General features: G+C 72.1%; 21 protein-coding genes. 9 read left to right on the forward strand and 12 right to left on the reverse strand.

Translation table 11 applies throughout. From position 1 onward, the window contains the following. The first annotated feature begins 2 nt into the window (after window positions 1-2). Entirely contained in the window at window positions 3-233 is a 231-nt protein-coding gene (locus AB0M08_RS02730) for a hypothetical protein (RefSeq protein WP_364487288.1), read from the forward strand. A gap of 830 nt (window positions 234-1063) precedes the next feature. Here AB0M08_RS02730 and AB0M08_RS02735 read toward each other — a convergent pair. Next, a complete protein-coding gene (locus tag AB0M08_RS02735) occupies window positions 1064-2167 on the reverse strand; it encodes an MBL fold metallo-hydrolase (protein WP_364487291.1) in 1104 nt (367 codons plus the stop codon). Between the two features lie 149 nt (window positions 2168-2316). Here AB0M08_RS02735 and AB0M08_RS02740 point away from each other — a divergent pair, with 149 nt between their 5' ends. Further along, the gene (locus tag AB0M08_RS02740; RefSeq protein WP_364488009.1) at window positions 2317-2838 is read left to right on the forward strand and encodes a hypothetical protein; all 522 of its coding nucleotides are present in this window, start codon (window positions 2317-2319) and stop codon (window positions 2836-2838) included. Window positions 2839-2848: 10 nt separating this feature from the next. Further along, on the forward strand, window positions 2849-4297 hold the full coding sequence (gene dgt, locus AB0M08_RS02745; protein WP_364487294.1) for a dGTP triphosphohydrolase: 1449 nt from the start codon (window positions 2849-2851) through the stop codon (window positions 4295-4297). A gap of 87 nt (window positions 4298-4384) precedes the next feature. Here the strand turns inward: dgt and AB0M08_RS02750 are convergent, their stop codons facing one another. Continuing rightward, window positions 4385-5014, reverse strand: a complete 630-nt coding sequence (locus AB0M08_RS02750; RefSeq protein WP_364487297.1) for a 50S ribosomal protein L11 methyltransferase — start codon at window positions 5012-5014, stop codon at window positions 4385-4387. A gap of 80 nt (window positions 5015-5094) precedes the next feature. Between AB0M08_RS02750 and AB0M08_RS02755 the strand changes: the two genes are divergently transcribed. Next, window positions 5095-8115 carry an EAL domain-containing protein gene (locus AB0M08_RS02755; protein WP_364487300.1) on the forward strand — a complete coding sequence of 1007 codons (3021 nt, stop codon included), beginning with the start codon at window positions 5095-5097 and terminating at the stop codon, window positions 8113-8115. Window positions 8116-8145: 30 nt separating this feature from the next. Here AB0M08_RS02755 and AB0M08_RS02760 read toward each other — a convergent pair whose 3' ends face one another. The 4 genes from AB0M08_RS02760 to AB0M08_RS02775 form a co-directional block, all read right to left on the reverse strand. Next, window positions 8146-9225 carry an NAD-dependent epimerase/dehydratase family protein gene (locus tag AB0M08_RS02760; protein ID WP_364487303.1) on the reverse strand — a complete coding sequence of 360 codons (1080 nt, stop codon included), beginning with the start codon at window positions 9223-9225 and terminating at the stop codon, window positions 8146-8148. Between the two features lie 246 nt (window positions 9226-9471). Continuing rightward, window positions 9472-9819 carry an Lsr2 family protein gene (locus AB0M08_RS02765; protein ID WP_364487306.1) on the reverse strand — a complete coding sequence of 116 codons (348 nt, stop codon included), beginning with the start codon at window positions 9817-9819 and terminating at the stop codon, window positions 9472-9474. A gap of 371 nt (window positions 9820-10190) precedes the next feature. Next, the gene (locus tag AB0M08_RS02770) at window positions 10191-10910 is read right to left on the reverse strand and encodes an SDR family oxidoreductase (protein ID WP_364487309.1); all 720 of its coding nucleotides are present in this window, start codon (window positions 10908-10910) and stop codon (window positions 10191-10193) included. 67 nt (window positions 10911-10977) lie between these two features. Then, entirely contained in the window at window positions 10978-12615 is a 1638-nt protein-coding gene (locus tag AB0M08_RS02775; protein ID WP_364487312.1) for a GMC family oxidoreductase, read from the reverse strand. 74 nt (window positions 12616-12689) lie between these two features. On the opposite strand from AB0M08_RS02775, the gene AB0M08_RS02780 reads away from it, so the two are divergent. Next, window positions 12690-12977, forward strand: coding sequence for a hypothetical protein (locus tag AB0M08_RS02780; protein WP_364487315.1), 288 nt, complete (start codon window positions 12690-12692; stop codon window positions 12975-12977). On the opposite strand, the gene AB0M08_RS02785 is transcribed toward AB0M08_RS02780, so the two are convergent. The 3 genes from AB0M08_RS02785 to AB0M08_RS02795 form a co-directional block, all read right to left on the reverse strand. Further along, window positions 12958-14712: a glycosyltransferase family 39 protein gene (locus tag AB0M08_RS02785; protein ID WP_364487318.1), complete on the reverse strand. Its 1755-nt coding sequence runs from the start codon at window positions 14710-14712 to the stop codon at window positions 12958-12960. The two genes, AB0M08_RS02780 and AB0M08_RS02785, sit on opposite strands and share 20 nt — an antisense overlap. A gap of 22 nt (window positions 14713-14734) precedes the next feature. Beyond that, window positions 14735-16411 (reverse strand): AMP-binding protein, encoded by a 1677-nt coding sequence (locus AB0M08_RS02790; protein ID WP_364487321.1) that lies wholly within the window; start codon window positions 16409-16411, stop codon window positions 14735-14737. A 70-nt stretch (window positions 16412-16481) separates the two neighbouring features. Next, window positions 16482-17387, reverse strand: a complete 906-nt coding sequence (locus AB0M08_RS02795) for a CDP-alcohol phosphatidyltransferase family protein (RefSeq protein WP_364487324.1) — start codon at window positions 17385-17387, stop codon at window positions 16482-16484. Window positions 17388-17607: 220 nt separating this feature from the next. Between AB0M08_RS02795 and AB0M08_RS02800 the strand changes: the two genes are divergently transcribed. After that, window positions 17608-19332 carry a pyruvate dehydrogenase gene (locus tag AB0M08_RS02800; RefSeq protein WP_364488012.1) on the forward strand — a complete coding sequence of 575 codons (1725 nt, stop codon included), beginning with the start codon at window positions 17608-17610 and terminating at the stop codon, window positions 19330-19332. Window positions 19333-19417: 85 nt separating this feature from the next. Here the strand turns inward: AB0M08_RS02800 and AB0M08_RS02805 are convergent, their stop codons facing one another. Next, entirely contained in the window at window positions 19418-20425 is a 1008-nt protein-coding gene (locus tag AB0M08_RS02805; RefSeq protein ID WP_364487327.1) for an acyl-CoA desaturase, read from the reverse strand. A gap of 118 nt (window positions 20426-20543) precedes the next feature. Beyond that, entirely contained in the window at window positions 20544-21290 is a 747-nt protein-coding gene (locus AB0M08_RS02810) for an SDR family oxidoreductase (protein WP_364487330.1), read from the reverse strand. A 95-nt stretch (window positions 21291-21385) separates the two neighbouring features. Here AB0M08_RS02810 and AB0M08_RS02815 point away from each other — a divergent pair, with 95 nt between their 5' ends. Genes AB0M08_RS02815 through AB0M08_RS02825 form a run of 3 tightly spaced genes read left to right on the forward strand, consistent with a single transcriptional unit; the run spans window position 21386 to window position 23791 of the window. Then, window positions 21386-21868 carry an Rrf2 family transcriptional regulator gene (locus AB0M08_RS02815; RefSeq protein WP_364487333.1) on the forward strand — a complete coding sequence of 161 codons (483 nt, stop codon included), beginning with the start codon at window positions 21386-21388 and terminating at the stop codon, window positions 21866-21868. A 46-nt stretch (window positions 21869-21914) separates the two neighbouring features. Further along, on the forward strand, window positions 21915-23201 hold the full coding sequence (locus AB0M08_RS02820) for a histidine kinase (RefSeq protein ID WP_364487336.1): 1287 nt from the start codon (window positions 21915-21917) through the stop codon (window positions 23199-23201). Continuing rightward, entirely contained in the window at window positions 23153-23791 is a 639-nt protein-coding gene (locus AB0M08_RS02825) for a response regulator transcription factor (protein WP_364487339.1), read from the forward strand. The genes AB0M08_RS02820 and AB0M08_RS02825 overlap by 49 nt, the downstream gene beginning before the upstream one ends. 18 nt (window positions 23792-23809) lie before the next feature. Here the strand turns inward: AB0M08_RS02825 and AB0M08_RS02830 are convergent, their stop codons facing one another. Further along, entirely contained in the window at window positions 23810-24901 is a 1092-nt protein-coding gene (locus tag AB0M08_RS02830; RefSeq protein ID WP_364487342.1) for an oxidoreductase, read from the reverse strand. Between the last annotated feature and the right edge of the window lie 20 nt (window positions 24902-24921).

A 24921-nucleotide genomic window follows, 5' to 3' on the forward strand; every position in this document is an offset into this window, starting at 1 on the left:
TCATGAGCATGCACGCTGCCGGAGCCGTGGGCGCGCTGTCGGCCGTCGCCGCCGCGCTCACCGCCGCCTACCGCTGGGGCCGCGCCGAGGCGGCCTGGCGTGACGTCCGTTCCGCCAAGCGCTCGGTCCGCACCAGCCGTCGCCAGGCCTGGTCACACACCGCCCGATTAGCCACCGGCGCCCTACTGGTCCTGCTCGGCCTCACCGCCGCCGCCTTCGACCTGACCCACTGACCCACTGACCCACTGACCCACCCACTCACGCCCACGCCCGCGCCCGCCTCCGCCTACCCGCGCCCGCCTACCCACGCTCGCGTTCGCCCGCGTTCGCCCGCGTTCGCCCGCGTTCGCTCGCCCGCGTTCGCCCGCGTTCGCCCGCGTTCGCTCGCCCGCGTTCGCTCGCCCGCGTTCGCCGCGCGTGCTGGTCGCGGGCGGAGGCGGTGCCGCGTCGCGCGCTTGTGGCTGGCATCCAGGACCGACCCTGCTGGTCACATCTGGACCACCTGGGCGGGACGCCGGATCCCGTGACCGGGTGCCCGCCCGAACACTCGCCGCCCGCGGATCGCCGGCTCCGCCTGCCAGGGTTCATTCGTGGACCGCCCGGCCGGCACCCCGCGGACGGTGAGCCGGCGGCCCAGGGCACCTCAGCCGGCCGGCTGGCGAATCCGGGGTGGCTCGGCCGGTCGGCTGGCGATCCGGGGTGCCTCAGAGCGGCGGGCTGGCGATCCGGGGTGCCTCGGGCCCTCCGAGAGACCCCTGACCACCAGCCACGCCGGGAAAGCTGGCACTCACGGGTCACTCCAGCCCGCCGACACACCCCCGAGTGCCAGCCAGGGGCGGGAGCGCGCAACGGCAGCGGCCACGCACGGGGCTCGCGTCGAGCGCAACCACTCCACGCACGTCGCGCCGGAGGGCGGAGCGTTCTGGACGCGTCAGCGGCCGGCGAAGACCGCAGGCGCCCTCGGCGGGAGCAGCGGTCTGTACCCCCATCCGACCGCCCCGCCCGCCACCCATCGAGCGGACTGAAGGCTGCCACCCCGCTGCGACGGTAAGAAGTCGATCTGTCAGGCGATCTGTTGCCACCAGCCGTCGACCGGCGGTGGGTTGTCGACGTCGACGCGCTCGCCGGGGCGGGGGATGGCGAGCTGGACGCCGCGGGCCTTGGCCTCGGACCACGTGCGGTCGGCGGGCTCGGACCAGTCGTGCAGGGCCAGGTTGAACGTCGCCCAGTGGACCGGGATCATCAGGCCGGCCTGGACGTCGACGTGGGTGGCGACGCCGTCCTCGGGGAACATGTGGATGTCCGGCCAGGCGTCGCCGTACGCGCCGACCTGGACCAGGGAGACGTCGAACGGGCCGTGCTCCGCGCCGATCCCGGCGAAGCCGGGGAAGTAACCCGTGTCGCCGGAGTAGAACGCGCGGCGGGTCGGGCCCTTGATCACCCAGCTGGCCCAGAGGGTCTCGTCGCGGTTGAAGCCGCGGCCGGAGAAGTGCCGGGCCGGGGTGGCGATCAGCTCCAGGGTGCCGATCCGGTGGCTCTCGTTCCAGTCGAGCTCGATGATCCGGGTCTCCGGGACTCCCCAGCGCTCCAGGTGGGCGCCGACGCCGAGCGGGACCAGGAAGGGCGCGGCCTGCAGGTCGACCAGGTTCTGGATGCTGACCATGTCGAGGTGGTCGTAGTGGTCGTGCGAGATGACCACGGCGTCCAGCGGCGGGAGCTCGCGGAGCGGGATCGGCGGCTCGTGCAGGCGGCGCGGGCCGGCCAGCCGGGACGGGGAGCAGCGGTCGCTCCAGACCGGGTCGAGCAGGACCCGGCGGCCCTCGATCTCGACCAGCGCGGTGGAGTGGCCATACCACGTCACGTGCAGGCCCTCGGCGGCCGGCGGGCCGGGAGTCACCAGCGGGACCGGCAGGTGCGGGCGGCGGGCCTCGCTGCCGCGGACCGCGTCGAGCGCCACCGACGGCATCGAGGCGGCCGGGATCTCGCTGGCCGGGACGGTGTTACGGAACTTACCACCGGAGAACTGCGGGGACGCCTCCATCCGGGCACGGCGGACACCTCGTGCTTTGGCGCCCATCTGGGCGGGTACGTCCCGGGCCGCCCAGGCCACTGCCGCGGCGCCCAGCGCCAGAGCCATCACCGTACGGGTTCGAGCACGCTTCGCCATGGCCTCCAGTCTGCCGCCATCGGAGGGGTCCCGGCCACCGGCTTGCTCAGCGTCCCCTCAGCAAGTGACGCGTATGACACACTGCGCGCGTGACGGTCGATTTCCTTCAGCAACAGAGTCAACTCATAGTCCGGCAGCGCATCCGCCTCATGGTCAACCAGTACGAGGTGCACGGCGTCACGCCCGACGGCCAGGAGGCCGGTGTCCTGGCGTTCGCCCAGCAGAAGCGGCTGGCGTTCAAGGAGCAGGTCACCCTCTACACCGACGACACCAAGCAGGTCCCGGTCCTCGGCTTCAAGGCGCGGCAGGTCATCGACCTGGGCGCGACGTACGACGTGACCGACGCGGCCGGCACCCCGATCGGCCTGTTCCGCAAGAAGTTCGGCGCCTCGCTGCTGCGCTCGACCTGGGAGCTGGAGCAGCCCGGCTACGCGACCTTCGTCGGCCAGGAGCGGAATCAGTTCGTGGCGATCCTGCGCCGCTTCGTGGACGAGCTCTCCTGGCTGCCGTACCACTTCGACTTCGTGCACGCGGACGGCCGCCCGGCCTTCTCGGTGGAGCGCAAGTGGGGTCTGCGGGACTCGTACCGGGTGAACATCCCGGACCCGCACCTGGACCGCCGGCTGGTCGTGGCGATGGCCGTCGGCCTGGACGCCCTGCAGTCCCGGTAACCTCCCGGGGATGGACGATCCCCGTGCTCAACGACTCCACGGCGACAGCCTGGTGGCCCCCGGCGACCTGGCTTCGAGCCCTTTCCGGGTGGACCGGGACCGGATCGTCAGCTCCCCCTTCTTCGCCCGCCTCGCCGGTGTCACCCAGGTGATCAGCCCCGGCGGGGCGGGCCTGTTGGTGCACAACCGGCTCACCCACAGCCTCAAGGTCGCCCAGGTGGCCCGGGCGATCGCCGAGCGGGTCCGGTCGGCCCAGCCGGACCTGGCCGAGAAGCTCGGCGGCTGCGACCCGGAGGTGGTCGAGGCGGCCGCGCTCGCCCATGATCTCGGTCACCCGCCCTTCGGCCACCTGGGCGAGCGGGTGCTGGACCGGCTGGCCCGGCAGCGGCTCGGGCTGGCCGACGGGTTCGAGGGCAACGCCCAGTCGTACCGGATCGTGACCAGCACCGCCGGGCTGGACCTGACCAACGCGGTCCGGGCGGCCGTGCTGAAGTACCCGTGGACCCGGCTCGACTACCCGGACCCGCACCCGCGTTTCATGGTGGACCCGCCGCCGCGGGGCGCCGCGGCCCCCGCGGACGAGCCGGACACCGGTTCGCTGAAGTTCGGGGCGTACTCGACCGAGATCGCCGACGTCCGGGCCGCCCGGGAGCCGTTCAGCGGGCGGGTCGCCGACTGGCAGCAGACCGTCGAGGCCTCGGTGATGGACACGGCGGACGACATCGCGTACGCCATCCACGATCTCGAGGATGTGCACCGGGTCGGCGTCCTGCAGCAGGGCGCGGTCGCCACCGAGCTGACCGCCTGGCAGCGCTGGGGCACCGCGACCGACCTGCACCGCAACGGCGGGGCGATCGAGTCGCTGCGGCGTACGCTGCACCGCAAGGACGCCTGGATCGCCGACGACGACGCGTTCGCGGGCGCCGTCGAGCTGGTCCGCGCCGAGCTGGTCGACGGCCTGCTGGCCCAGCCCTTCGACGGCTCGGTGGCGGCCGAGGCCAAGGTCGCCGCGTTCTCGGCGAACTGGACCCGCCGCCTGGTCGAGTCGGTCGAGCTGACCGCCACCCCGGCGATCCGCAGCGGGCACGTCCAGCTGTCCCGCCAGCAGTGGCACGAGGTGCAGGTCCTCAAGTTCGTGCAGAACCGCTTCGTCCTGGCCCGGCCCGACCTCGCTCTGCACCAGCGTGGCCAGGGCCGGCTGCTCGCCACCCTGGTGGAGGCCCTGCTCGGCTGGCTCACCGACCCCGACGAGGCGGAGCGCCTGCCCCGCCGGCTGCGCGATCTGGTCGAACTGGGCGAGGCCGAGCTGCCGCCGGGCACGCCCGAGCGTCTCACCCAGGCCCGTGGCCGCGCGGTCGTCGACTACGTGGCGGGCCTGACCGACAGCCAGGCCGTGGGTCTGATGGAGGCGCTCTCCGGCCGTTCCCGCCAGCTCTGGACGGACGCCTTCGTGCTCTAGCCCGTGCTTCGGCACCCGACCGCGCCTCGCACTCGGCCGGGTGCCGAAGCGCGGGCTGGGCGTGATGTCCAGCTAGGTGACTGGTGTTTAGGCCGTGATCTGCCAGACCGTGGTGTGCCGGAACGCGCAGCTCTCCAGGGCCTCGTTGACCGGCACGTCGTAGGTCGCCCGCGGGATCAGGCCCTCCGGCGCGTACGCCCGCCCCGGGTCGCCGACCAGCACCAGTGACCCGCGCCCGGCGGCCCGGCGGAGGTACGGCAGCACCCGCCCGGCCATCTCCCGGCTGTAGAAGACGTCGCCGGCCAGCACCACGCCGTACTTGTCGTCGGTGTCCAGCAGGTCCGCCTCGATCGTGTCGACGGAGACCCGGTTGTCCTCGGCGTTCGCCCGGGCCGCCGCGAGCGAGTACGGGTCGATGTCGTTCGCGGTCACCGGCGCGGCACCGGCCTTCGCCGCGGCGACCGCGACCAGCCCGGACCCGGTGGCCAGGTCGAGCACGCTGCGCCCGTGCACCAGCTCGGGATGGTCGAGCACGTGCCGGGCCAGTGCCTGCCCGCCCGCCCAGGCGAACGCCCAGAAGGGCGGCGGCTGCGAGGCGCCGCCCGCCTCGGTGGCCTCCCAGAGGGCGATCGGCTCCTCGGCCTGCCGCAGCAGGACCTCCGGGACGAACGGGACGTGCGCCAGGACGGTGTGGGCGCGGACGAAGTCGAGTGGCACCTCACGATTGTGCCGCTTTCGCTCAGATCATCGGCCGCCGGGCCGATATGGGCGTCGAAGGGGTACGTGAGAGGGGGCTCATGCCGACCCGCTGGCCCGCCGCTCTCTTCGGCGCCTGGATCCTGGTGCTCGGCGTCGTCTACGGCGTCGCGCCGGCCCTCGGCGGCTGGCTGCGCCTGGTCGGCGGACTCTCCGCGGCGGGCGCCGTGCTCCTCGGTACGCGCCGTGCCCAGCCCGACGACCGCCGTCCGTGGTGGCTGCTCGCGGTGGCGGCCGGGCTCTCCGGTGTGGGTGGCTCGATGGCCTCGGCGCCGGACGTCCTCAGCACCCGGTTCACCTGGATGAACACGGCCGGCACCTCGGTGATGCTGATCGCGTACCCGGTGCTGGCCCTGGCCCTGGGCGGCTTCGTGCTCCGGCGGCTCGGCAGCGCGCGGGACCAGGCCGGCCTGCTCGACGCGCTCACCGTCACCTCCGGCGTGGCCCTGCTGATCTGGACGTTCGTGGTCGGCCCGCGGATGGACGCGGCCGCCTCGGTCGACGGGCTCGGTCTCGCCATGCCCTTCGCCGACCTGCTCTGCCTGGGTCTGCTGATCCGGCTGACCACGGTGCCCGGCCGGCTGGTCGCCTCCGCGTGGTGGCTGGGCGCCGGGATCGCGGCGATGCTGGTCGCCGACATCGCCCGGCACTCCTGGGCCGGGCAGCTCGCGCTCTACGCCGCCGCCGGGATGGCCGCGCTGATCCCGGCGATGGCCGGCCTGACCCGTCCCGCGGTCGCTCCGCCGGCCACCGAGACCAGCCGGGGCCGTCTGGCACTGCTCGCCGTCGCCGCGCTGGTCGCACCGACCGTGCTGCTGGTCAAGATGTTCCGGGACAGCCAGGTGTCCGGCCTGGTGGTGGTCGCCGGGCTGAGCATGCTGGTGCTCCTGCTGGTGCTGGCCCGGATGGGCGGCATCATGGCGAGTCACCGGCAGGCGCTGGCCCGGGAGCGGGCGCTGCGCGAGGCCTCGGCGGCGCTGGTCTCGGCGGCCGACACCGAGGCGGTCGGGCTGGCCGTACGCACCACGGTGGCCCAGCTGCTCCCCGGGGACGTGCCGCACGGGGTGGTCCTGGCGATCGCGATCGCGCAGTCCGAGCCGCAGTCCCCGGAGGCCGCCGAGCAGGCCGCCGCGGACCGGGCGATCGGCACCGCGGCCCGGATCGTGCAGACCCGGGACGTCGACTGGGCCGTCTCGGTACGCCTCACCCAGTTCACCGAGACGCTGCGCTGCCCGATGGTGCTGCAGGACCGGCCGACCGGGGATCCGCTGGTCGGCGTGCTGCACGTGGGCGCGCCGGGCTGGGCGCTGGAGGTGCTGCGCCGCTCGGTGGAGGTGCTGGCCGGGCAGGTCGCGCTGGCCCTGGAGCGGATCGCGCTCAGCCACGAGGTGACCCGGCGCAACAGCGAGACGTACTTCCGCACCCTGGTCCAGAACACCGCCGACGTGATCACCATCGTCGACGAGCAGGACCGGATCCGGTACGCGAGCCCGTCCGCCGTCGGGCTGTTCGGCGCCGACCCGACCGGCGTACGCCTGCCGGACGTGATCCATCCCGGTGACCGGGAGCGGCTCGCCGAGGTCCTCGCCGCGGTCCGGGACGGCGAGAGCCGGCTCCACCCGGACTTCCGCGCGGTCGGCAACCGGCCCGCCGACATCCTGCTGGAGATGCACTGCCGGGACCTGCGCGACGACCCCAGCGTGGCCGGCCTGGTGATCACCATGCGGGACGTCACCGAGCGGCGGGAGCTGGAGCGTGAGCTCACCCACCAGGCGTTCCACGACGCGATGACCGGCCTGGCGAACCGGGTGCTCTTCCACGACCGGCTGCGGCACGCGCTGGCCCGCAGCGCCCGGGACGGCTCGGTGGTCGGCGTGCTCTTCATCGACCTGGACGACTTCAAGATCGTCAACGACACGCTCGGCCACGCGGCCGGCGACCAGCTGCTGATCGCGGTGGCCCAGCGGATCGCCGGGGCGCTGCGGGCCGACGACACCGCGGCCCGGCTCGGCGGCGACGAGTTCGCGGCGCTGGTGGAGAACGTCAACGACCCCGGCGCGGTGGAGGAGACCGCGAACCGGATCCTGGCCGCCCTCGCCGAGCCGGTGCAGACCGACGCCAAGCCGCTCTTCGCGGTCGCCAGCATCGGCATCACCACGACACTGGAGTCGAACGACGCGGACGAGCTGCTGCGCCAGGCCGACCTGGGGCTCTACGTCGCGAAGGGGGCCGGCAAGAACCAGTGGCGGCGGTACCAGAAGCACCTGCACGACGAGATGGTGGCCCGGCTGGAGCTGCGTTCGGCGCTCGACCACGCGGTCAACGAGGGCCACTTCCTGCTGCACTACCAGCCGATCGTGGACCTGGTCACCGGGGCCGCGGCGGGCTTCGAGGCGCTGGTCCGCTGGCACCACCCGCGGCAGGGCATCATCACCCCGGACCAGTTCATCGAGGTCGCCGAGGAGAGCGGCCTGATCGTGCCGATGGGCCGCTGGGTGCTGGAGGAGGCGCTGCGCACGGTCGCCGAGTGGCGCCGGGTGCTCCCGCCGGGCCGGGCGCCGTACGTCAGCGTGAACGTCTCGGTCCGGCAGTTCCGCGAGACCGGGTTCGTGGAGCAGGTCCGCAACGCGCTGCACCACACCGGCGTACCCCCGCAGGCCCTGATGCTGGAGATCACCGAGACGCTGCTGATGAAGGACGACGAGCAGCGGGTCTGGGCGGACCTGCTCGCGCTCCGCGAGATGGGCGTCCGGATCGCGATCGACGACTTCGGCACCGGGTACTCGTCCCTGGGCTACCTGCGCCAGCGCCCGATCGACGTGGTGAAGATCGATAAGACGTTCATCGACGACATGGAGTCCAGCCCGCTGGTCAGCGGCATCGTCAGCCTGGCGCAGTCCCTCGGGATGATCGTGGTGGCCGAGGGGATCGAGGACGTCATGCACCGCGACCTGCTGGTCCGGCTGGGCTGCCCGCTCGGCCAGGGCTTCCTCTTCTCCAGCCCGCTCGGCCCGACCGAGGTCCTCGCCTGGCTGGCCGGCAGCCACGCGATCGCCGTCTGATCCCGTCCAGCCCGGGTTCCGGAACACGGGTCAATGGGGGTCGCCGGTGCCGGGCAGACGGCCCCGCAGCAGCCCGCCGAGCCGTCCCGGCAAGGTGGGGTCCGGGGCCAGGGCCGGGCTCTCCGGACGTGCGGCCCGGTCGGCCAGGCCGCCGATCACCTCCCGCAGCGCGGTCAGCGCGTCGGTCGCCGGTGCCCAGCCCAGCTCCTCGGCCGCCCGGTCGCAGCACATCAGCGGCGCTTTCAGCGCCAGGCGCACCCATCCGCGATCCACCGGCTGCATCCGCAGGCGCCAGCTCAGTGCCGCCGCACCCTCCAGGGCGAATTGCGGCACGGGTACGGCCAACCCCCGGAACGCCCGCGCGATCGCCGCCGGATCCAGCACCGGGCCGGCGGCGACGTTGAACGCGCCCCGCACGTCGGCGCGGAGCACCCGCAGATAGGCGTCGGCCACGTCGTCGGCGTGCACCGCCTGCAGCCGGAGCCCGGGGTGCGCGGGGAGGGCCGGGATCCAACCGTACCGCAGTAGGCGCGCCGGAAGCAGTGGCCCGGCGAAGTAGCGCCCGATCTCGGTGCCCGCCTCACGCTGGAAGATCAGCCCCGGGCGCACCCGGACCACGCGCAGCGTCGGGTGGTCCGACTCGATCTCGTCGAGCATGTTCTCCACCAGCACCTTGTGCCGGCTGTAAGAGGACTCCGGCACCCCGGTGCGCAGCCAGCTCTCCCGGACGTACGTCCACTTCGGGCCGGGCGCGTAGACGCCGACCGAGGAGGCGTGCACCAGCGTGGCCACCCCGGCGCGCAGTGCGGCCCGGAACACGGTCCGGCTGCCGAGCACGTTGGTCCGGTACAGGCGGCGGGCGTCGTGGCTGGGCTGGATCTGCCAGGCCAGGTTGATCACCGCGTCGGCGCCGGTGAAGACCGCGGTCAGCCGGTCCGGCGCGTCGTCGCGGCCCACGTCGATCGAGTGCCACTCCACGCCGGCGTACGGGCCGCTGTCGTCGGGCGTACGCCGGGAGACGCCGATCGGCTCGACGTCGGGCTCGGCGTGCAAGCGGCGCAGCAGGGCGGTTCCGGCGTTCCCGCCGGCGCCCACGATCACGACACGCATGGCCCTGTGCTACCCGCGCGCGCCGCCTTTATGCGCGATTCCCCGGAGCTCGCGTCCGAGCCGGGCCGCATTCTCCTCGCCACGGATTTACCTCGATCATCCTGCGAACCGGCCGACGTAACGGTCGCGTCCTTGCGTGAACGCCGGAGCGGCCCCGCCGAGGTCCCGTTTGCAGCGCTAACCCGCCGTCCACGGAAAATGCCGCGGCGCCGCCGGGCGGATGCCGGCGGCGCCGATTTCTCGGCACTATCGCTTCGCGTGGTACGCCTCGACGACGTGGCTCGGGATGCGGCCGCGCTCGGAAACGTTGTGCCCGTTCTTGTTGGCCCACTCGCGAATGGCCTGATTCTGGTCGCGGCTGGAGCGGCTGGTCGCGGCCGGAGCGGCGCGGCGGGTGAGGGCCGGGGTGGCGCCCGCACGGCCCAGGCGGGTGGCGGAGGAGAGGAACGGTTCCAGGGCTTTACGCAGCTTGCCGGCGTTCTTCTCGGACAGGTCGATCGTGTAGTTCACGCCGTCGAGTCCGAATTCGACGGTCCGGTCGGCTTCCCCTCCGTCGAGGTCATCGGTCAGAAGGGTAATAATCTGCTTGGCCATGGTGTGTTCGCTCCTACAGCGATGTCATTGAAGATGACGGCTGAGCGCACCCGGAGGGTTTCCCGCGAATGGTTCGTCGTCGCATTCATTCTGTCGCGCATGAGGTGGCCAGTGCAAATTGCCCCTCTTGGCATGTCGCAATTGTGGCTTGCGGTTCCGCGCTCCGACCCGGGCCAGGGTCTTTTCGTACGCGTGAATGTACGGTAACGTAGCTGGTGGGAGCGCTCCCAGGATCTTCCCCTCCGGGAACGCCTCCCCCCGAACCCGAGCCGCCTCGTCGCCGATTCCCCGGTGCCGGGGCGGTTCGCCGTTTCCCCCGGGCCGTCCGTCGCGGAGCTTTCCGCCGGGCCGGCGGACCACGGTGCGGGGACTCAGAACATCAGGCCGCCGGTCGCGCGGATGTTCTGTCCGGTGATCCATCCCGAGTCCGGCCCGGCCAGGAAGGCGACCACGGCGGCGATGTCCTCGGGCCGGCCGAGGCGTCCGAGACTGGTCAGCGTGGCGGTCTGGGCCAGCCCCTCCTCGGAGTTGACGCTCCGCAGCATGTCGGTGTCGGTGGCGCCGGGGGAGACCGTGTTGACCGTGATGCCCCGCGGGCCGAACTCCTTGGCGGCGACGACGGTGACCTGCTCCAACGCCGCCTTGCTCGCGCAGTAGAGCGTCATCCCCGGCCCGGACAGCGCCGTGTTCAGGGTGGAGAGGTTGACGATCCGGCCGCCGTCGCGCATCAGCGGGGCCGCCTCCCGGATGGCGAGCAGCGGAAAGCGTGTGTTGATCGCGATCACCCGATCGAACTCGGCGACGGTGATCTCGCTGATCGGGCGGAGGTCCGCCACGGCGGCCGAGTTGACCAGGATGTCCAGGCCGTCCTCGCGTACCGGATCGAAGACCGCGGGAAGCGTGCCCGGATCGGCCTGATCGCACCGGACGGCGAGCGCGCCGGTCTCGGCGGTCACCGCCGCGGCGGCCTCGTGATCGGCACGGTAGGTGAAGACGACCCGGGCGCCGTCGGCGGTCAGGCGGCGGACGATCCCGCGCCCGATGCCGCGCGAGCCGCCGGTGACGATCGCGGTCTTCCCCGTCAGCGTCATCCCCCGGCTCTCCAGTCGGCTCTCCAGTCGGCCTCTTCCCGAGGTACGTGATCCGCGGGCGGAGGGATCATCGCAGGATCCGCAACGCCGTCGGCGCGTGCGCCGGGACCGCCGGGGAGCGTGGCGCGACCGGCTCGACCCGCTGGTAGGCGGTGCCGAGATCGGGCCGGGCGTCCGCGTCGCCCCGGTTCGGCCAGAGCGACATCGCCCGCTCGGCCATCGCGGTGATGGTCAGCGACGGATTCACCCCGAGGTTGGCCGGGACCGCCGAACCGTCCACGACGTGCAGCCCGGGATAGCCGTAGACCCGGTGGTACGGGTCGATCACGCCCTCCTCGGCCGAGGCGCCGATCGTCGCGCCGCCCAGGATGTGCGCGGTCATCGGGATGTTGAAGACGTCGCCGACCGTGCCGCCGGGGAAGCCGCCGATCCGGTCGGCCAGCTTCCGGACCGCCTCGTGGCCGACCGGGATCCAGGTCGGGTTCGGGTCACCGTGCCCGGGCGAGGTGGTGAGCCGTCCGCGCCGGGTACGGCGTACGGTCAGCGAATTGTCCAGGGTCTGCATGACCAGCGCGATGATCGTCCGCTCGCTCCAGCGCCGGACCGAGAGCGAGTACGCCAGCACCATCGGGTGGCGCAGGCACTCCCCGAGGAACCGCAGTGGCCGGGGCACCCGCCCGCCGCCGTCCACCAGCAGCGTGGAGAGCAGGCCCATCGCGTTGCTGCCGGGGCCGTACCGGACCGGTTCGATGTGGGTGTTCGCGTCCGGGTGGAAGGACGACGTGATCGCGACGCCCTTCGAGAACGGCTCGGCCGGCACCTGTTTGGTCTCCGCGCCGAGCAGCGCCTCCGAGTTCGTCCTGGTCAGCGAGCCGAGCCGGGCGGAGATCCGGGGGAGCACCCCGGTGTCGCGCATCGCGTGCAGGATCCGCTGGGTGCCGAGCGCCCCGGCCGAGAGGATCACCTGGCCGGCGGTGAAGACCCCGGCGCTCGTCTCGATCCGCCAGTCGCCGTCCGCCGGCCGCAGCGAGGTGACCTCGGTGTCCGGGTGGACCGTGGCGCCCGCGCGCTCGGCCAGGTACAGGTAGTTCACGTCGAGCCGGTTCTTCGCGCCGACCCGGCAGCCGATCATGCAGTTGCCGCACTCCACGCAGCCGGTGCGATCCGGCCCCGCGCCCCCGAAGTACGGGTCCGGCACGGTCTTGCCCGGCTCCCCGAAGTACACCCCGACCGGGGTGCGGTGGAACGTGTGCCCGACGCCCATCTCCTCGGCGACCTGCTGGATCGCCACGTCGGACGAGGTCATGGTGGGCTGCTCGGTGACCCCGAGCATCCGGGTCGCCTGGTCGTAGTGCGGTGCCAGCTCCGTCGCCCAGTCGGTGATGCCGGCCCAGTGCGGGTCCTCGAAGAACCGGGTGGGCGGCTGATAGAGCGTGTTCGCGTAGACGAGCGAGCCGCCGCCGACCCCGGCGGCGGAGAGTACGACGAGGTCCTTGAGCAGCGTGATCCGCTGGATGCCGCGGAGCCCGAGCTTCGGGGCCCAGAGGAAGTTCCGCAGATCCCAGGAGGTCTTGGGGAGCGTGTCCGGGGTGAACCGGCGGCCGGCCTCGAGGACGCCGACGCGGTATCCCTTCTCGGACAGGCGCAGGGCGCTGACGCTGCCGCCGAAGCCGCTGCCGACGATGACTATGTCGTACTCCGTCATCGCTTCACCTAAGCATTACTCGCCGGTAACCGCTAGACCCCAATGTGTCGTCCGTCACGAGGTTTGATGGACCGGTGATTGACACGCTGATCCGCCGGATGGCCGGCGACGCCGTCACCGAGCGGACTTCGACCGGGGTCGGCATCGCGATGTGGTGCGGCGAGAGCTTCACCCCGCCGCTGCGGATGGAGGTCACGGACGCCCAGGTGGAGTGGGCCGTCCGGAGCTACGCGGCGGGACTCGAGGAGGAGGCCGGCTGGTGGCTCCTGATCACCCGCATCGACGAGGCCATTCGCACCCGCCGGGCCGGCGAGACCGCGCTGCGACTGGACCGGGAAGGCGTCATCGCCGGTAGATGGTGATCGAGTAGCCGACCTGGTCGATCGGGGTGCTCGTGTCGATCAGGTACTGCAGCCGCTTGCTGGCCAGCGCCACCCGGGAATCGGAGATCACCAGCAGGCCGCGGACGTTCTGCTCCGGCGTCGAGTACGGATCGGACGCGGTGATCCCGTAGTAGGAGGGCGACCCGCTGCCCTTGTAGACCAGCCAGATCTTCTCCCCCGGGTACGCGGTCCGCAGCCGCTGGGCGAGCCGGGCCAGGTCCTGCCCCCAGTCGACGTTGGAGTCGTGCAGGTTCTCGTGCGTGTTCGCGGTGCCGCCGAAGGCCTCGTTCGAGTACGGCAGGTAGTACGGGAACGTCCGCAGCGAGCTGACCCCGACGAAGAGCACCAGGGCCGCCGTGACCGCGTGTGCCCAGCGGAACCGGATCAGCGCCACGCTCCCGGCCGCCACCGCCAGGAAGACCGGCAGGAAGAGCACGTACCGGGAGCCGTAGTCGCGGGTGCCGGTCATCGCCACCGCCATCAGCACCGCGGTGACCGGGAGCAGGTAGATCGCGGCCGTCCGCAACCGCCGGACCACCAGCATGGTGATCGCGCCGGCGAGCCAGAGCGCCAGCATCCCGAGCGGCGTCTTGATCAGCGTCGCGACCGGCAGGTAGTACCAGAGCGTGCCCTTGTAGGCCTGGCCGAGCAGGAACCCGTTGTGGACCTGGTTCTCGATCTTGAACTGGATCAGCATGCCGTCCCGGTAGGCCTGCGGGAACGGCAGCAGGTCGACGAGGTGGCCGCGCAGGCCGTCCGGGTGCGGCAGGTTGGCCGGCGTGGTCCAGCGCAGGTGCGGGTCGACCGCGAGGTAGACGATCCAGACCACGGCGATCGACATCAGTCCCACACCGGCCGCCGCGCCGAAACTGATCAGCAGCCGGTGCGGCCAGTCCCTCTGTGGTGCGGCCTTCTCCGGCTGTTCCTTTTCGGTCTCGGCCTCAGGCTCGGCCTCAGGTGCGGCCTCGGTCTCGCCCTTGGTCTCGGCCTCCGCGTCGGCCTCGGCCTCGGCTGGCGCTTCGGCCACCGGCCCGGGGGCCGGTTCCGCCGGGCGGGCACGTTGCGCGTGCCAGGTCGAGAGCGCCGCGAGGAGCACCATCACGGGTACGGCGGGGAGCGCGCTCATCCGGGTCGCCAGCGCCGCACCGACCATCACCGCCGTCAGGGGCAGATAGAGCCCCGGGCGGTTCCGCGCTCGCCAGAGGAACCAGAGTGCGGTCAGCATCATCCCGACAGCAGGGACGTCCAGGGTGGCCAGCGAGCCGTGCGCGATCACGTCGGGGGAGAACGCGTACAGGGCGAGGGCGATCAGCCCGGCGGCCGGACCGGCCAGGTCGCGGGCGAAGGCGAGCACGACCAGGCCGAAGAGCAGGGTCAGCAGGATGACCGGCAGCCGGGCCAGCAGCATCACCCGGTACGGGTTGTTGCCGCTCTCGTAGAGCACGTGCCGGGCCAGCCGGGTCTGGTTGGTCAGCACACCGGTGTCCAGCCGGACGTCGGTGAACGCCAGGCCCGCCGCCAGGATCAGCTTGCCGAGCGGCGGGTGCTCCGGGTTGAACCGCAGGCTGTGCTGCTGGGTGTAGACCTCGGCGGTGGCCACGTAGACCGGCTCGTCGATGGTCGGCGACTGCTGCATCGCCGTGGTGACCATGGCGAACGCCATCTGCCCCAGGAGCGCGACAACGACGAGCGGGTACCAGAGGCGTCGCAGCATCCGGCAAAGATAGCTTGTTGATCTATCCGGTGAACTCGCCCTCCGGGGTGGTTGCCGGATCGGCGTGCTTCACCAGCTCGGCCTCGCGCAACTCGACCCGCCGGATCTTGCCGGAGATCGTCTTGGGCAGATCGGCGAACTCGAGACGGCGGATCCGCGCGTACGGCGGCATGTGCTCGCGGGCGTACGCGAAAATCGCGGAAGCCGTCGCGGCATCGGGGGACCAACCCTGCGCGAGCAGGATGTAGGCCTTCGGAACGGCCAGGCGCACCGGATCGGGTGACGGCACGACGGCGGCCTCGACCACCGCCTCGTGCTCGATGAGCACGCTCTCCAGCTCGAACGGGGAGATCCGGTAGTCCGAGGCCTTGAAGACGTCGTCGGTACGCCCGACGTAGGTGATGTAGCCGTCCTCGTCCCGGGAGGCCACGTCGCCGGTGTGGTAATAGCCGTCCGCCATCCGCTCGGCGGTCAGCACCGCGTCGCCGTGGTACCCGACCATCAGGCCGGCCGGGCGCGGGTCCATCGCCACGCAGATCTCGCCCTCGGTGGACTCGGTCCCGGTCACCGGATCGATCAGGGCGATCCGGAAGCCGGGCACCGGGCGTCCCATCGACCCCGCCTTGACCGGCTGCCCCGGTGAGTTGGCAACCTGCACCGAGGTCTCGGTCTGGCCGAAGCCGTCCCGGATGGTCACCCCCCATCCGCTGCTGACCTGCTCTATCACCTCGGGGTTGAGGGGCTCGCCGGCCCCGACGGCGATCCGTGGCGGGGTCTTCAGCGCGCTCAGGTCGGACTGGATCAGCATCCGCCAGACGGTCGGCGGTGCGCAGAAGCTGGTCACCCCGCAGCGATCCATCTCGGCCATCAGCCGGCCGGCGTCGAACCGTGAGTAGTTGAAGATGAAGACGCAGGCCTGAGCGTTCCACGGCGCGAAGACGTTGCTCCAGGCGTGCTTGGCCCAGCCGGGGGACGAGATGTTGAGGTGGACGTCGCCGGGCTGGAGACCGATCCAGTACATCGTCGAGAGATGACCCACCGGGTACGACACGTGGGTGTGCTCGACCAGCTTGGGCCGGGCCGTCGTGCCGGAGGTGAAGTAGAGCAGCAGCGTGTCGGCGGCGCGGGTGACACCGTCCGGGGTGAAGGCCGCGTCCGATCCGGCACACGCCTCGCGCAGGTCGTGCCACCCCTCGGCGGCGCCTACCGCGATCCGGGTGACCGACGGGTCGACGGCGCCGAACCTGCCGATGGTCGCGGCGTTGGTGACGACGTGCCGGGCACCGCCGCGGGCCACCCGCTCGGCGGCGTCGGCCGGGCCGAGCAGCGGGGTGGCCGGGATGATCACCGCGCCCAGCTTGATCCCGGCGAGCAGCGTGTCCCAGAGCTCCACCTGGTTGCCGAGCATGACCACGATCCGGTCGCCGCGCCCGACGCCCCGGTCCCGCAGCCAGTTGGCCACCCGGTTCGAGCGCTCGGCCATCTCGGCGAAGGAGAACCGCTGCTCGGAGCCGTCCTCCTCGACGATCCAGAGTGCCGGTTCCGGGTTGCCGGCGGCGATCGTGTCGAACCAGTCGAGTGCCCAGTTGAACTCGTCCAGCTCCGGCCAGGCGAACCGCTGGTACGCCGTGGCGTACTCCTCACGGTGTGCCAGCAGGAAGTCTCGCGCGCTGCGGAAACGCCGGTAGCCCTCGGACATGCTGCCTCCTTCGCTGCCCCGTCAGTCTGCGCTTCTTTCCGCGACTGACGGGGTGGAGAGAGGACTTTTCTCAGACTGCGGCGGGGCTGGTGGCCTGGCTCGTCACCGGGGTGGGAAAGTGACCCTCCCGGGCGTCGTGTGCCTCCTGGGCCTTCGCCAGCTGCTGCGGGAAGCGGCGGCAGGCCTGCAGGAACTTGAAGATCAGGAAGAACTCGAAGAGCAGCAGGCCGGCGCCGGAGAGGATGGTGACCGGGAAGATCAGGCCGGTCACCGGGCCGAGGATGTAGACGAACATCTCATACTCGATGCCGCTGAACAGGTGCGTGCGGATCCGGTTACGGCGCAGGTAGCCACCGACCCGGCGCTTGAGCGACCGCTGCGGTGCCGCGGTGGCGGGGCCGTCACCGGCCTCGGGCAGCTCGTCGCCCGGCTCGGCCATCTGCTCGGCCGACTCCGGGTGCACCTCGCCGCGGAGCGCGTCCAGCTGCTCCCGCATGCCGCGGCGCACCTTGTGCACCTGGCTGCCGTTGAGGTAGCGGAACAGGTCGAGGAAGACCGCGACGGACATCAGCCAGAGCCAGGCCACGTCGTGGGTGTACAGGTACTGCCCGCCGAAGAGGGTCAGCGCGCAGAAGAAGACCCGGACGCGGTCGAGCACGAAGTCCAGCCACTGGCCGAAGACCGTGCCGGTGCCGTTCAGCCGGGCGATCTTGCCGTCCATGCAGTCGACCACGAAACTGACGTGGAAGAGCAGGCCGCCCACGATCAGCCACAGCCGGTCGCCCTGGGCGAAGCTGACCATCGCGCCGACACCGAAGACGGTGGCGATCAGGGTCAAGATATTGGGCGTGATCCACCGGTACGGCGCGACGAGGCGCACCAGCCTGGATGCCAACGGGTCGACCAGTAACACGGTCCACCACGCGTCGACCGGCTTGTAGGTCCGCTCCCGGATCTCCTGCAAGGTCACCTTCACGCGCGGCACTCTAAACCTTAATCCTAGGCAAACGCCACGTGCCCCGCTGGTTCACAGGAGGCTACTACCAGCGGTGACGCCGGTGACGTATGTGGGTGATGGACGATGTCTTCAGGATAACCGGACGGTTACCGGAAGGCTCCCGTGCGCACGCTCACGTCCGGGTGCCGGTTCCGGCGTACGGCGATGAGGGTATAGCCGGATCGTGCTCGGGAAGAAACTGACAGTCGCGGAACAACTGGTCGAGGTGCTGGCTCAGGCCGGCGTCCGGCGCATCTACGGGATCGTGGGGGACAGCCTCAACGCGTTCACCGACGCGATCCGCAAGCAGGACGTCGTCGAGTGGGTCCACGTGCACAACGAGGAGGCGGCGGCGCTGGCCGCGGCGGCCGAGGCACAGCTCACCGGGCGGCTGGCGGTCTGCGCGGGCAGTTGCGGCCCGGGCAACACGCACCTGATCCAGGGCGTGTTCGACGCGCACCGGTCCGGAGCGCCGGTGCTCGCCATCGCCTCGCACATCGTCTCCACCGAGATCGGCACCGGTTTCTTTCAGGAGACCGACCCGAAGCAGCTGTTCGGGCAGGCCGGCCACTGGACCGAGCTGGTCTCGTCGCCCGCCCAGCTGCCCCGGATGGCCCGGGTGGGCATCCAGGAGGCGGTCGGCCGGCGCGGCGCGGCCGTGCTGGTGGTGCCGGGGGACGTGCTCGCGGCTGCCGCGGCCGGGGAGACCGGTGCGCCGCAGCCGTACGCGGAACCGGCGCCGTCCGTCCCCTCCGAGCCGGTGCTCGCCGCGCTGGCCGAGCGGATCGATGCCGCGGACCGGGTGACGATCTTCGGCGGGATCGGCTGCGCCGGCGCCCGGGACGAGGTGCTCGCCCTGGCCCAGGTGATCGCCGCGCCGGTCGGGCACACGCTGCGGGGCAAGGAGTCGCTGCAGTACGACAACCCGTTCGACGTGGGGATGACCGGGCTGCTCGGGTACGGCGCGTGCTACGAGGCGATGCACGAGGCGGACCTCCTGCTGATGCTGGGCACCGACTTCCCGTACCGCCAGTTCCTCCCGCAGCGGAACACCGTGCAGGTGGACGCCGACCCGGCACGGCTGGGCCGCCGCACCGCCCTGGAGCTGGCGGTGACCGGTGACGTCGGCGCCACCATCCGCGCGCTGCTGCCCCGCCTGCGCCCGAAGAAGCGCGACTTCCTGGACCGGATGCTGCACCGGCACGACGCGGAACTCTCCCGGGTGGTCGAGGCGTACACCCACGACGTCGGGGAGACGACCCCGATCCATCCCGAGTACGTCGCCCGGGTCCTCGACGAGGAGGCCGCCGCCGACGCGATCTTCACGGCCGACACGGGCATGTGCACGAGCTGGGCCGCGCGCTACCTGACCCCGAACGGCCGGCGCCGCGTGCTCGGCTCGTTCGTACACGGCACCATGGCGAACGCCCTCCCGCACGCGATCGGCGCGCAGACACTGGACCGCACCCGCCAGGTGGTCTCGATGTCCGGCGACGGCGGCCTCGCCATGCTGCTGGGCGAGCTGCTGACCGTGCGTACGCACCGCCTCCCGGTCAAGGTGGTGGTCTTCAACAACTCCAGCCTGGGCATGGTCCGCCTGGAGATGATCGTCGCGGGCGACCCGCCGTACGAGACCGACCACGACCACGTGGACTTCGCCGCCATCGCCGCGGCCGCCGGCTTCCACGCCGTCCGGGTCGAGAAGCCCGGCGAGCTCCGCGCGGCGATGCGCGAGGTCCTGGACCACGACGGCCCGGCCCTGCTCGACGTGGTCACCGACCCGGATGCCCTGGAGGTCCCGCCGCACGTCTCCAAGGAGGAGATGGCCGGTTTCGCCCTCGGCATCGGCCGCACCGTCCTGGCCGGCGGCGTGGGCCAGATGCTCCACGTGGCCCACGCCAACCTCCGCAACATCCCTCGCTAGGTCCCCAGTGTCGCCGCGCTGCGCGCCGCCCCGTGCCGCCGCCCGCGTCGCCGCGCCGCGCGCCGCCCGGGTGGCGGCGCGGGCCTCAGCGGTTCTGCCGCAGGTCCGCGCCGACGTCGTGGAGGTGGCGCAGGGCCTGGCGGTAGGACTCGATCAGGCCGGTCTCCTCGTAGGGGACCCCGATCTCGGCGCAGTAGCCCTGGACGATCGGCCGGGCGCGGCGCAGGTTCGGGCTGGGCATGGCCGGGAAGAGGTGGTGCTCGATCTGGTGGTTCAGGCCGCCGAGCGCCGCGTCGACCAGTCGGCCACCCCGGACGTTACGTGAGGTCAGCACCTGTTTGCGCAGGTAATCCTCGGTGCCGTCGGGGTGGGGCATGCCCTTGTGGTTCGGCGCGAAGGTCATGCCGAGGTAGACCCCGAACAGCGCCTGGTGCACCACGAGGAAGGCCAGAGCCTGCCCCGGGGTGAGCACCAGCAGCAGCGCCGCCGGATAGCCCACGATGTGCGCGCCGAGCAGCGCGCCCTCCAGGCCACGGCGTTTCACCATGCCGGCGAGCAGCGCCCGGACGCTGTCCCGTCGCAGCGAGAGCCCGAGCAGGGTGAGCAGCGGGAAGAAGAGCCAGGCCTGGTGTCGTACCAGAAAGCCCTTGTTCTTCGCGGCCTCCCGGGACCAGACCAGAACGCCGGGTCCGACGTCCGGGTCCAGATCGTCGTGGTTCGGATTGGCGTGGTGCTTGGTGTGCTTGTCCATCCAGTAGCCGTAGGACATGCCGATCGCCAGGTTCCCCGCGATCAGCCCGGCCCGGGCGCTCGGTGTGTTGGTGCGGAACACCTGCCGGTGTGCCAGGTCGTGCGCCACCAGCGCGATCTGGGTGTAGACGACCGCGAGGAACACGGCGATCACGAGGGTCCACCAGGTCGCGCCGGCGACCAGGAAGGCGGCCCAGCCACCGGCCAGCGCGAGGGTCACCAGACCGATGCGCACGGCATAGTGGGCGGGCCGCCGCTCCAGCAGGCCGGCGGCGTTGATCCGCCGGTTGAGCTCCGCGAAGTCGCTTCCGGCCGTCCGTGTCTTCCCCGTGGTCGTCGTCATGTCCGCAAGCCAACCGCTTCGCGTGCGGTCTGTCGGTAGTGCAGGGGTGACGGTTCCCGGTAGTGCCAGCACCACCCCGTCCCGGTCGCGCGTCGCTTCGGTCCTGCTTCGCGCTCGCTCAGTCCCGCTTCGTCAGCCAGTCGGTCAGGGTGATCCCGCCGATCCGGGCGCCGGCGCCGGTGATCAGGGTGTCCGGGCCGATCGCGGTGCCGAAGTAGCGCGCGGCCGGGTCGCCCACCACCGGACGGTCGTCGCCGGTGGCGGCCAGGTAGCGGCGGAGCAGGTCGTCGAGCGGGCAGGCGTCGGGTCCGCCCAGCTCGACGATGCCGCCGGCCGGCTCGCCGGGGGCGAGCTCGGCCAGCGTGGCGGCCACGTCGTCGGCGGCCACCGGTTGCATCGGCCCGGACGGTACGCGGACCACCCCGTCCACCGTGCCGGCGCCCGCGATCGCGCCGAGGAACTCGAAGAACTGGGTCGCCCGCAGGATCGTGAAGGGGACCCCGCTCTCCCGGATCAGCTCCTCCTGGGCGACCTTGGCCCGCAGGTAGCCGCTCTCCGGCGCCCGGTCCGCGCCCACCACCGAGAGCGCGACGTGGTGCGCGACACCGGCGGCCCGCTCTGCGGCGAGCAGGTTGTGCCCCGAGGTCTGGAAGAACGCGAGCACGTCCGCGTCGGCGAAGGACGGCGAGTTGGAGACGTCGACGACGACGCGCGCGCCCGTCAGCACCTCGGCGAGACCGGCGCCGGTCAGGGTGTCGACCCCGGTGGCGGGCGAGGCGGCGACCGCCTCGTGGCCTCGCTCGCGGAGCAGGGCGATCAGCCGGGAACCGATGAGCCCGGTGCCGCCGATGACAACGATCTTCATGGTGGTGGATCCCCTCATTAACTCGGACATTGCTTGTCCGGGATGACTTCGATGCTACTCGGATAAGTCGTGTCCGAGTCAAGTAGGCTGGCGGCATGAAGATGTCCGGCGGCGTCGAGTGGGCGCTGCACTGTGCGGTGGTGCTGACCGCGGCGGAGCGCCCGGTGCCCGCGGCGCGCCTCGCCGAGCTGCACGACGTGTCCGGGAGCTACCTGGCCAAGCAGCTCCAGGCGCTGTCCCGGGCCGGACTGATCCACTCCGTGCAGGGACACGCCGGCGGCTACGCGCTGACCCGCCCGGCGTCCGAGATCACCGTGCTCGACGTGGTCATCGCGGTCGACGGGCCGGCGCCCGCCTTCGTCTGCACCGAGATCCGGCAGCGTGGCCCGATGGCCGCCCCTCCCGAGATCTGCGTCCGGCCCTGCGCGATCTCGCGGGCGATGTCCGCTGCCGATCAGGCCTGGCGGTCCGCGCTGGGTGCCGTCACCGTGGCCGACCTGGCCCGGGACGTGGTCGGTGACTACGGCCCGCCGGTCCTCGACGGCATCCGGGGATGGCTGGCTCCCGCCGAGGAGTAGTGCCAGCACTACCGACACGGCGGTCGCCGGAGGCCAGGATGGACACATGGATTCGCGTGACTGGATCCGCGACGGCCTCCGCGCCGTGGCGGGCGGGGTGGCCGGGATCGCGCTGGCGGTGCTCAACCTTCCGCTGCTCGTGCTCTCCCTGGTGACCCTCGTGCTGAGTGTCGTGCCGGGCCTCGGGTTGGTCCTCTTCCCGCTGGTCACCCGGCTGGTGCGGCGGCGCGCCGGTCTGGCCCGGCGGCTCGCCGGGGGCTACGGCGTGACGATCGCCCGGCCCTACCGCCCGCGTCCCGAGGGGATCCGCCTCGGCGGCTGGCGGGACTACCGCTGGATCATCACCGACCAGGGCACCTGGCTCGACCTGGCCTGGCTGCTGCCCGGTGCCGTGGTCGGGTTGGTGCTGGGCGTGCTCACGCTGGCCGTCCCGCTCTACGGAGTCGAGGGCATCCTGCTGATCCCGCTCTGGATCTGGCTCGGCACGGGGTGGTACGGCTACGGTGCGATCTGGCCGATCGAGACGGTCGGCCAGGGTTTCCTGTCGCTGCCGCAGGGCGCGCTGATCCTGGCGATCGGGATCGCGGCCGCGCCGTACCTGCGACGCGTCGACGCGCTCTTCAGCCGGCTGCTGCTCGCGCCGACCCGGAACGCCCAGCTGCGCATGCGGGTCAGCCAGCTCACCGTGACCCGGGCCGACACGGTCGACGCGCAGGCCGCCGAGCTGCGCCGGATCGAGCGCGACCTGCACGACGGCGCGCAGGCGCGGCTGGTCTCGCTGGGCATGACGATCGGGATGGCCGAGGAGATGGTGGCCGACGACCCGGACGGTGCCCGCAAGCTGCTCGCCGAGGCGCGCGAGACGAGTTCGGCCGCGCTGGTCGAGCTCCGGCACCTGGTCCGCGGGATCCATCCGCCGGTGCTCGCCGAGCGCGGGCTGGAGGGCGCGGTCCGGGCGCTCGCGATGGCGCTGCCCATCCCGACGTCGGTGGGCGCGGCGGTGCCGGGGCGGCTCGACACGCCGGTGGAGAGCGCGGCCTATTTCGCGGTCGCCGAGGTCCTGGCCAACGTGACCCGGCACAGCTTCGCCCGCAACGCCGAGGTCCAGCTCTGGCACCACGGCGGCACCCTGACGATGCGGATCAGCGACGACGGCCTCGGCGGTGCCGACCCGTCCGGCGGCACCGGGCTGCGAGGCATCGAGCGTCGTCTCGCCGCCTTCGATGGCACGATGAGCCTGTCCAGCCCGCCGGGCGGTCCGACTGTCGTGATCATGGAGCTGCCGTGCGTGTCGTCCTCGCCGAAGACCATGCCCTCCTCCGGGACGGGTTGACGCGCTTGCTCTCCGCGCACGACTTCCAGGTGGTCGCGGCCGTCGACAACGGACCGTCGCTGTTGCCGGCGCTGATCGAGCACCGGCCCGACATCGCGGTTCTCGACGTACGCCTTCCGCCGACCTTCACCGACGAGGGCCTGCAGGCCGCGATCGCCGCCCGCGCCCGGATCCCCGGCCTGCCGGTCCTGGTGCTCTCCCAGCACGTCGAGCCGCTCTACGCCCGTGAACTGCTCTCCGACCGCACCGGCGGCGTCGGCTACCTCCTGAAGGACCGCGTCTCGCACGTCGCCCAGTTCGTCGACGCCGTCCGCCGCGTCGCCACCGGCGGCACCGCGATGGACCCCGAGGTGGTCTACCAGCTCCTGGCCCGCCGCCAGTCCCCGCTCACGGCTCTGACCACGCGCGAGCACGAGGTCCTCACCCAGATGGCCGAGGGCCGCTCCAACGCCGCCATCGCCGCCAAGCTCTTCATCGGAGAGAAGGCCGTCAGCAAACACATCAACAGCATCTTCACCAAGCTCGCCCTCCCTCCTTCCGACGACGACAACCGCCGCGTCCTCGCCGTCCTCACCTACCTCAACGCCTGACCCGCTCCCCTTTCTGGGTCAGGAGGTCAGGGTGGCGACGCGGCCCTCGGCGCCGGAGGACCAGCAGGAGCCGTCGGGGGTGCAGGCGACGGCGTCGAATGTGCCGGTGTCGAAACGATGCCAGGTGCGGCCGGCGTCGTGGGTGATGTCGCTGCCGGTGGGGCCGACGGCGAGGGCGGTGTCCGGGGCGGAGGTCCACGCGACGCCGGAGCGGTACTCGCCGGGCGGGGTGCGGGAGACGGTCCACGAGCGGGCGCCGTCCGTGGTGGAGGCGGCGGCGGAGGGCGCCGAGGTGGGGGTGGCGTAGTCGCCGCCCACGGCCAGGCCGTGCCGGGCGTCGCGGAAGGCGAGGCCGTAGACGCCGGCGCTGGGGCCGCTCGGGATCGGTGTGACCGAAACGGACCAGGTGCGCCCGCCGTCGTGGGTGGCGAAGACCCGCGCCGTGGCGCCGCCCCCGGTGGCGAACCAGGCGTCGTGTCCGGGAGCGGGCGCGGAGACCGGCGACGTGGCGTCGTGTCCGGGAGCGGGCGCGGGTGCGGAGTCCCGCGAGGTGGCGGATCGGGCGTCGTGGGCCGGGGCGGAGACGAGGCAGGTGCCGCTGGCGGCGAAGGCGAACTCGCCCGGCAGCGCCTCCGGCATGCCCGTCGTGGGGCGCACGGACCAGGAGCGGCCCCCGTCGGTGGTGGCCAGGATGCGGAAACGGCCGTCGACCGGGTCGGAGAGGGCCAGGCCGTGGCGGGGGTCGAGGAAGGTCAGGCAGTCGTAGAAGGCGGCCGGGTCCGGGTTGCGGAACGACTCGAGCCAGGTGGTGCCGCCGTCGGCGGTGGTGTAGACGCGGGAGTCGGTGCCGGAGCCGATGGTCAGGGCGACCGCGTGGTCGGCGTCGAAGGCCTCGATGTCGCGGAACTGCAGGTCGGCGGCGGCCGCCGGGCCGACGGAGGACCAGGTGCGGCCCCCGTCGACGGTACGCAGGACGGTGCCCGCGCTCCCGGCGGCCCAGGCCACGCGGGAGCTGACCGGCGCGAGTCCGCGGAACCGGGCCGTGGATCCGGTGTCGCTGAGATGCCAGGTGGGGGAGTGTGCCGGTCCGGTGAGCCCGGTTCCGATCAACAGTATCGATAATCCCCAAT

This window comes from Actinoplanes sp. NPDC051851 (assembly GCF_040681165.1).
Taxonomy (GTDB): Bacteria; Actinomycetota; Actinomycetes; order Mycobacteriales; family Micromonosporaceae; genus Actinoplanes.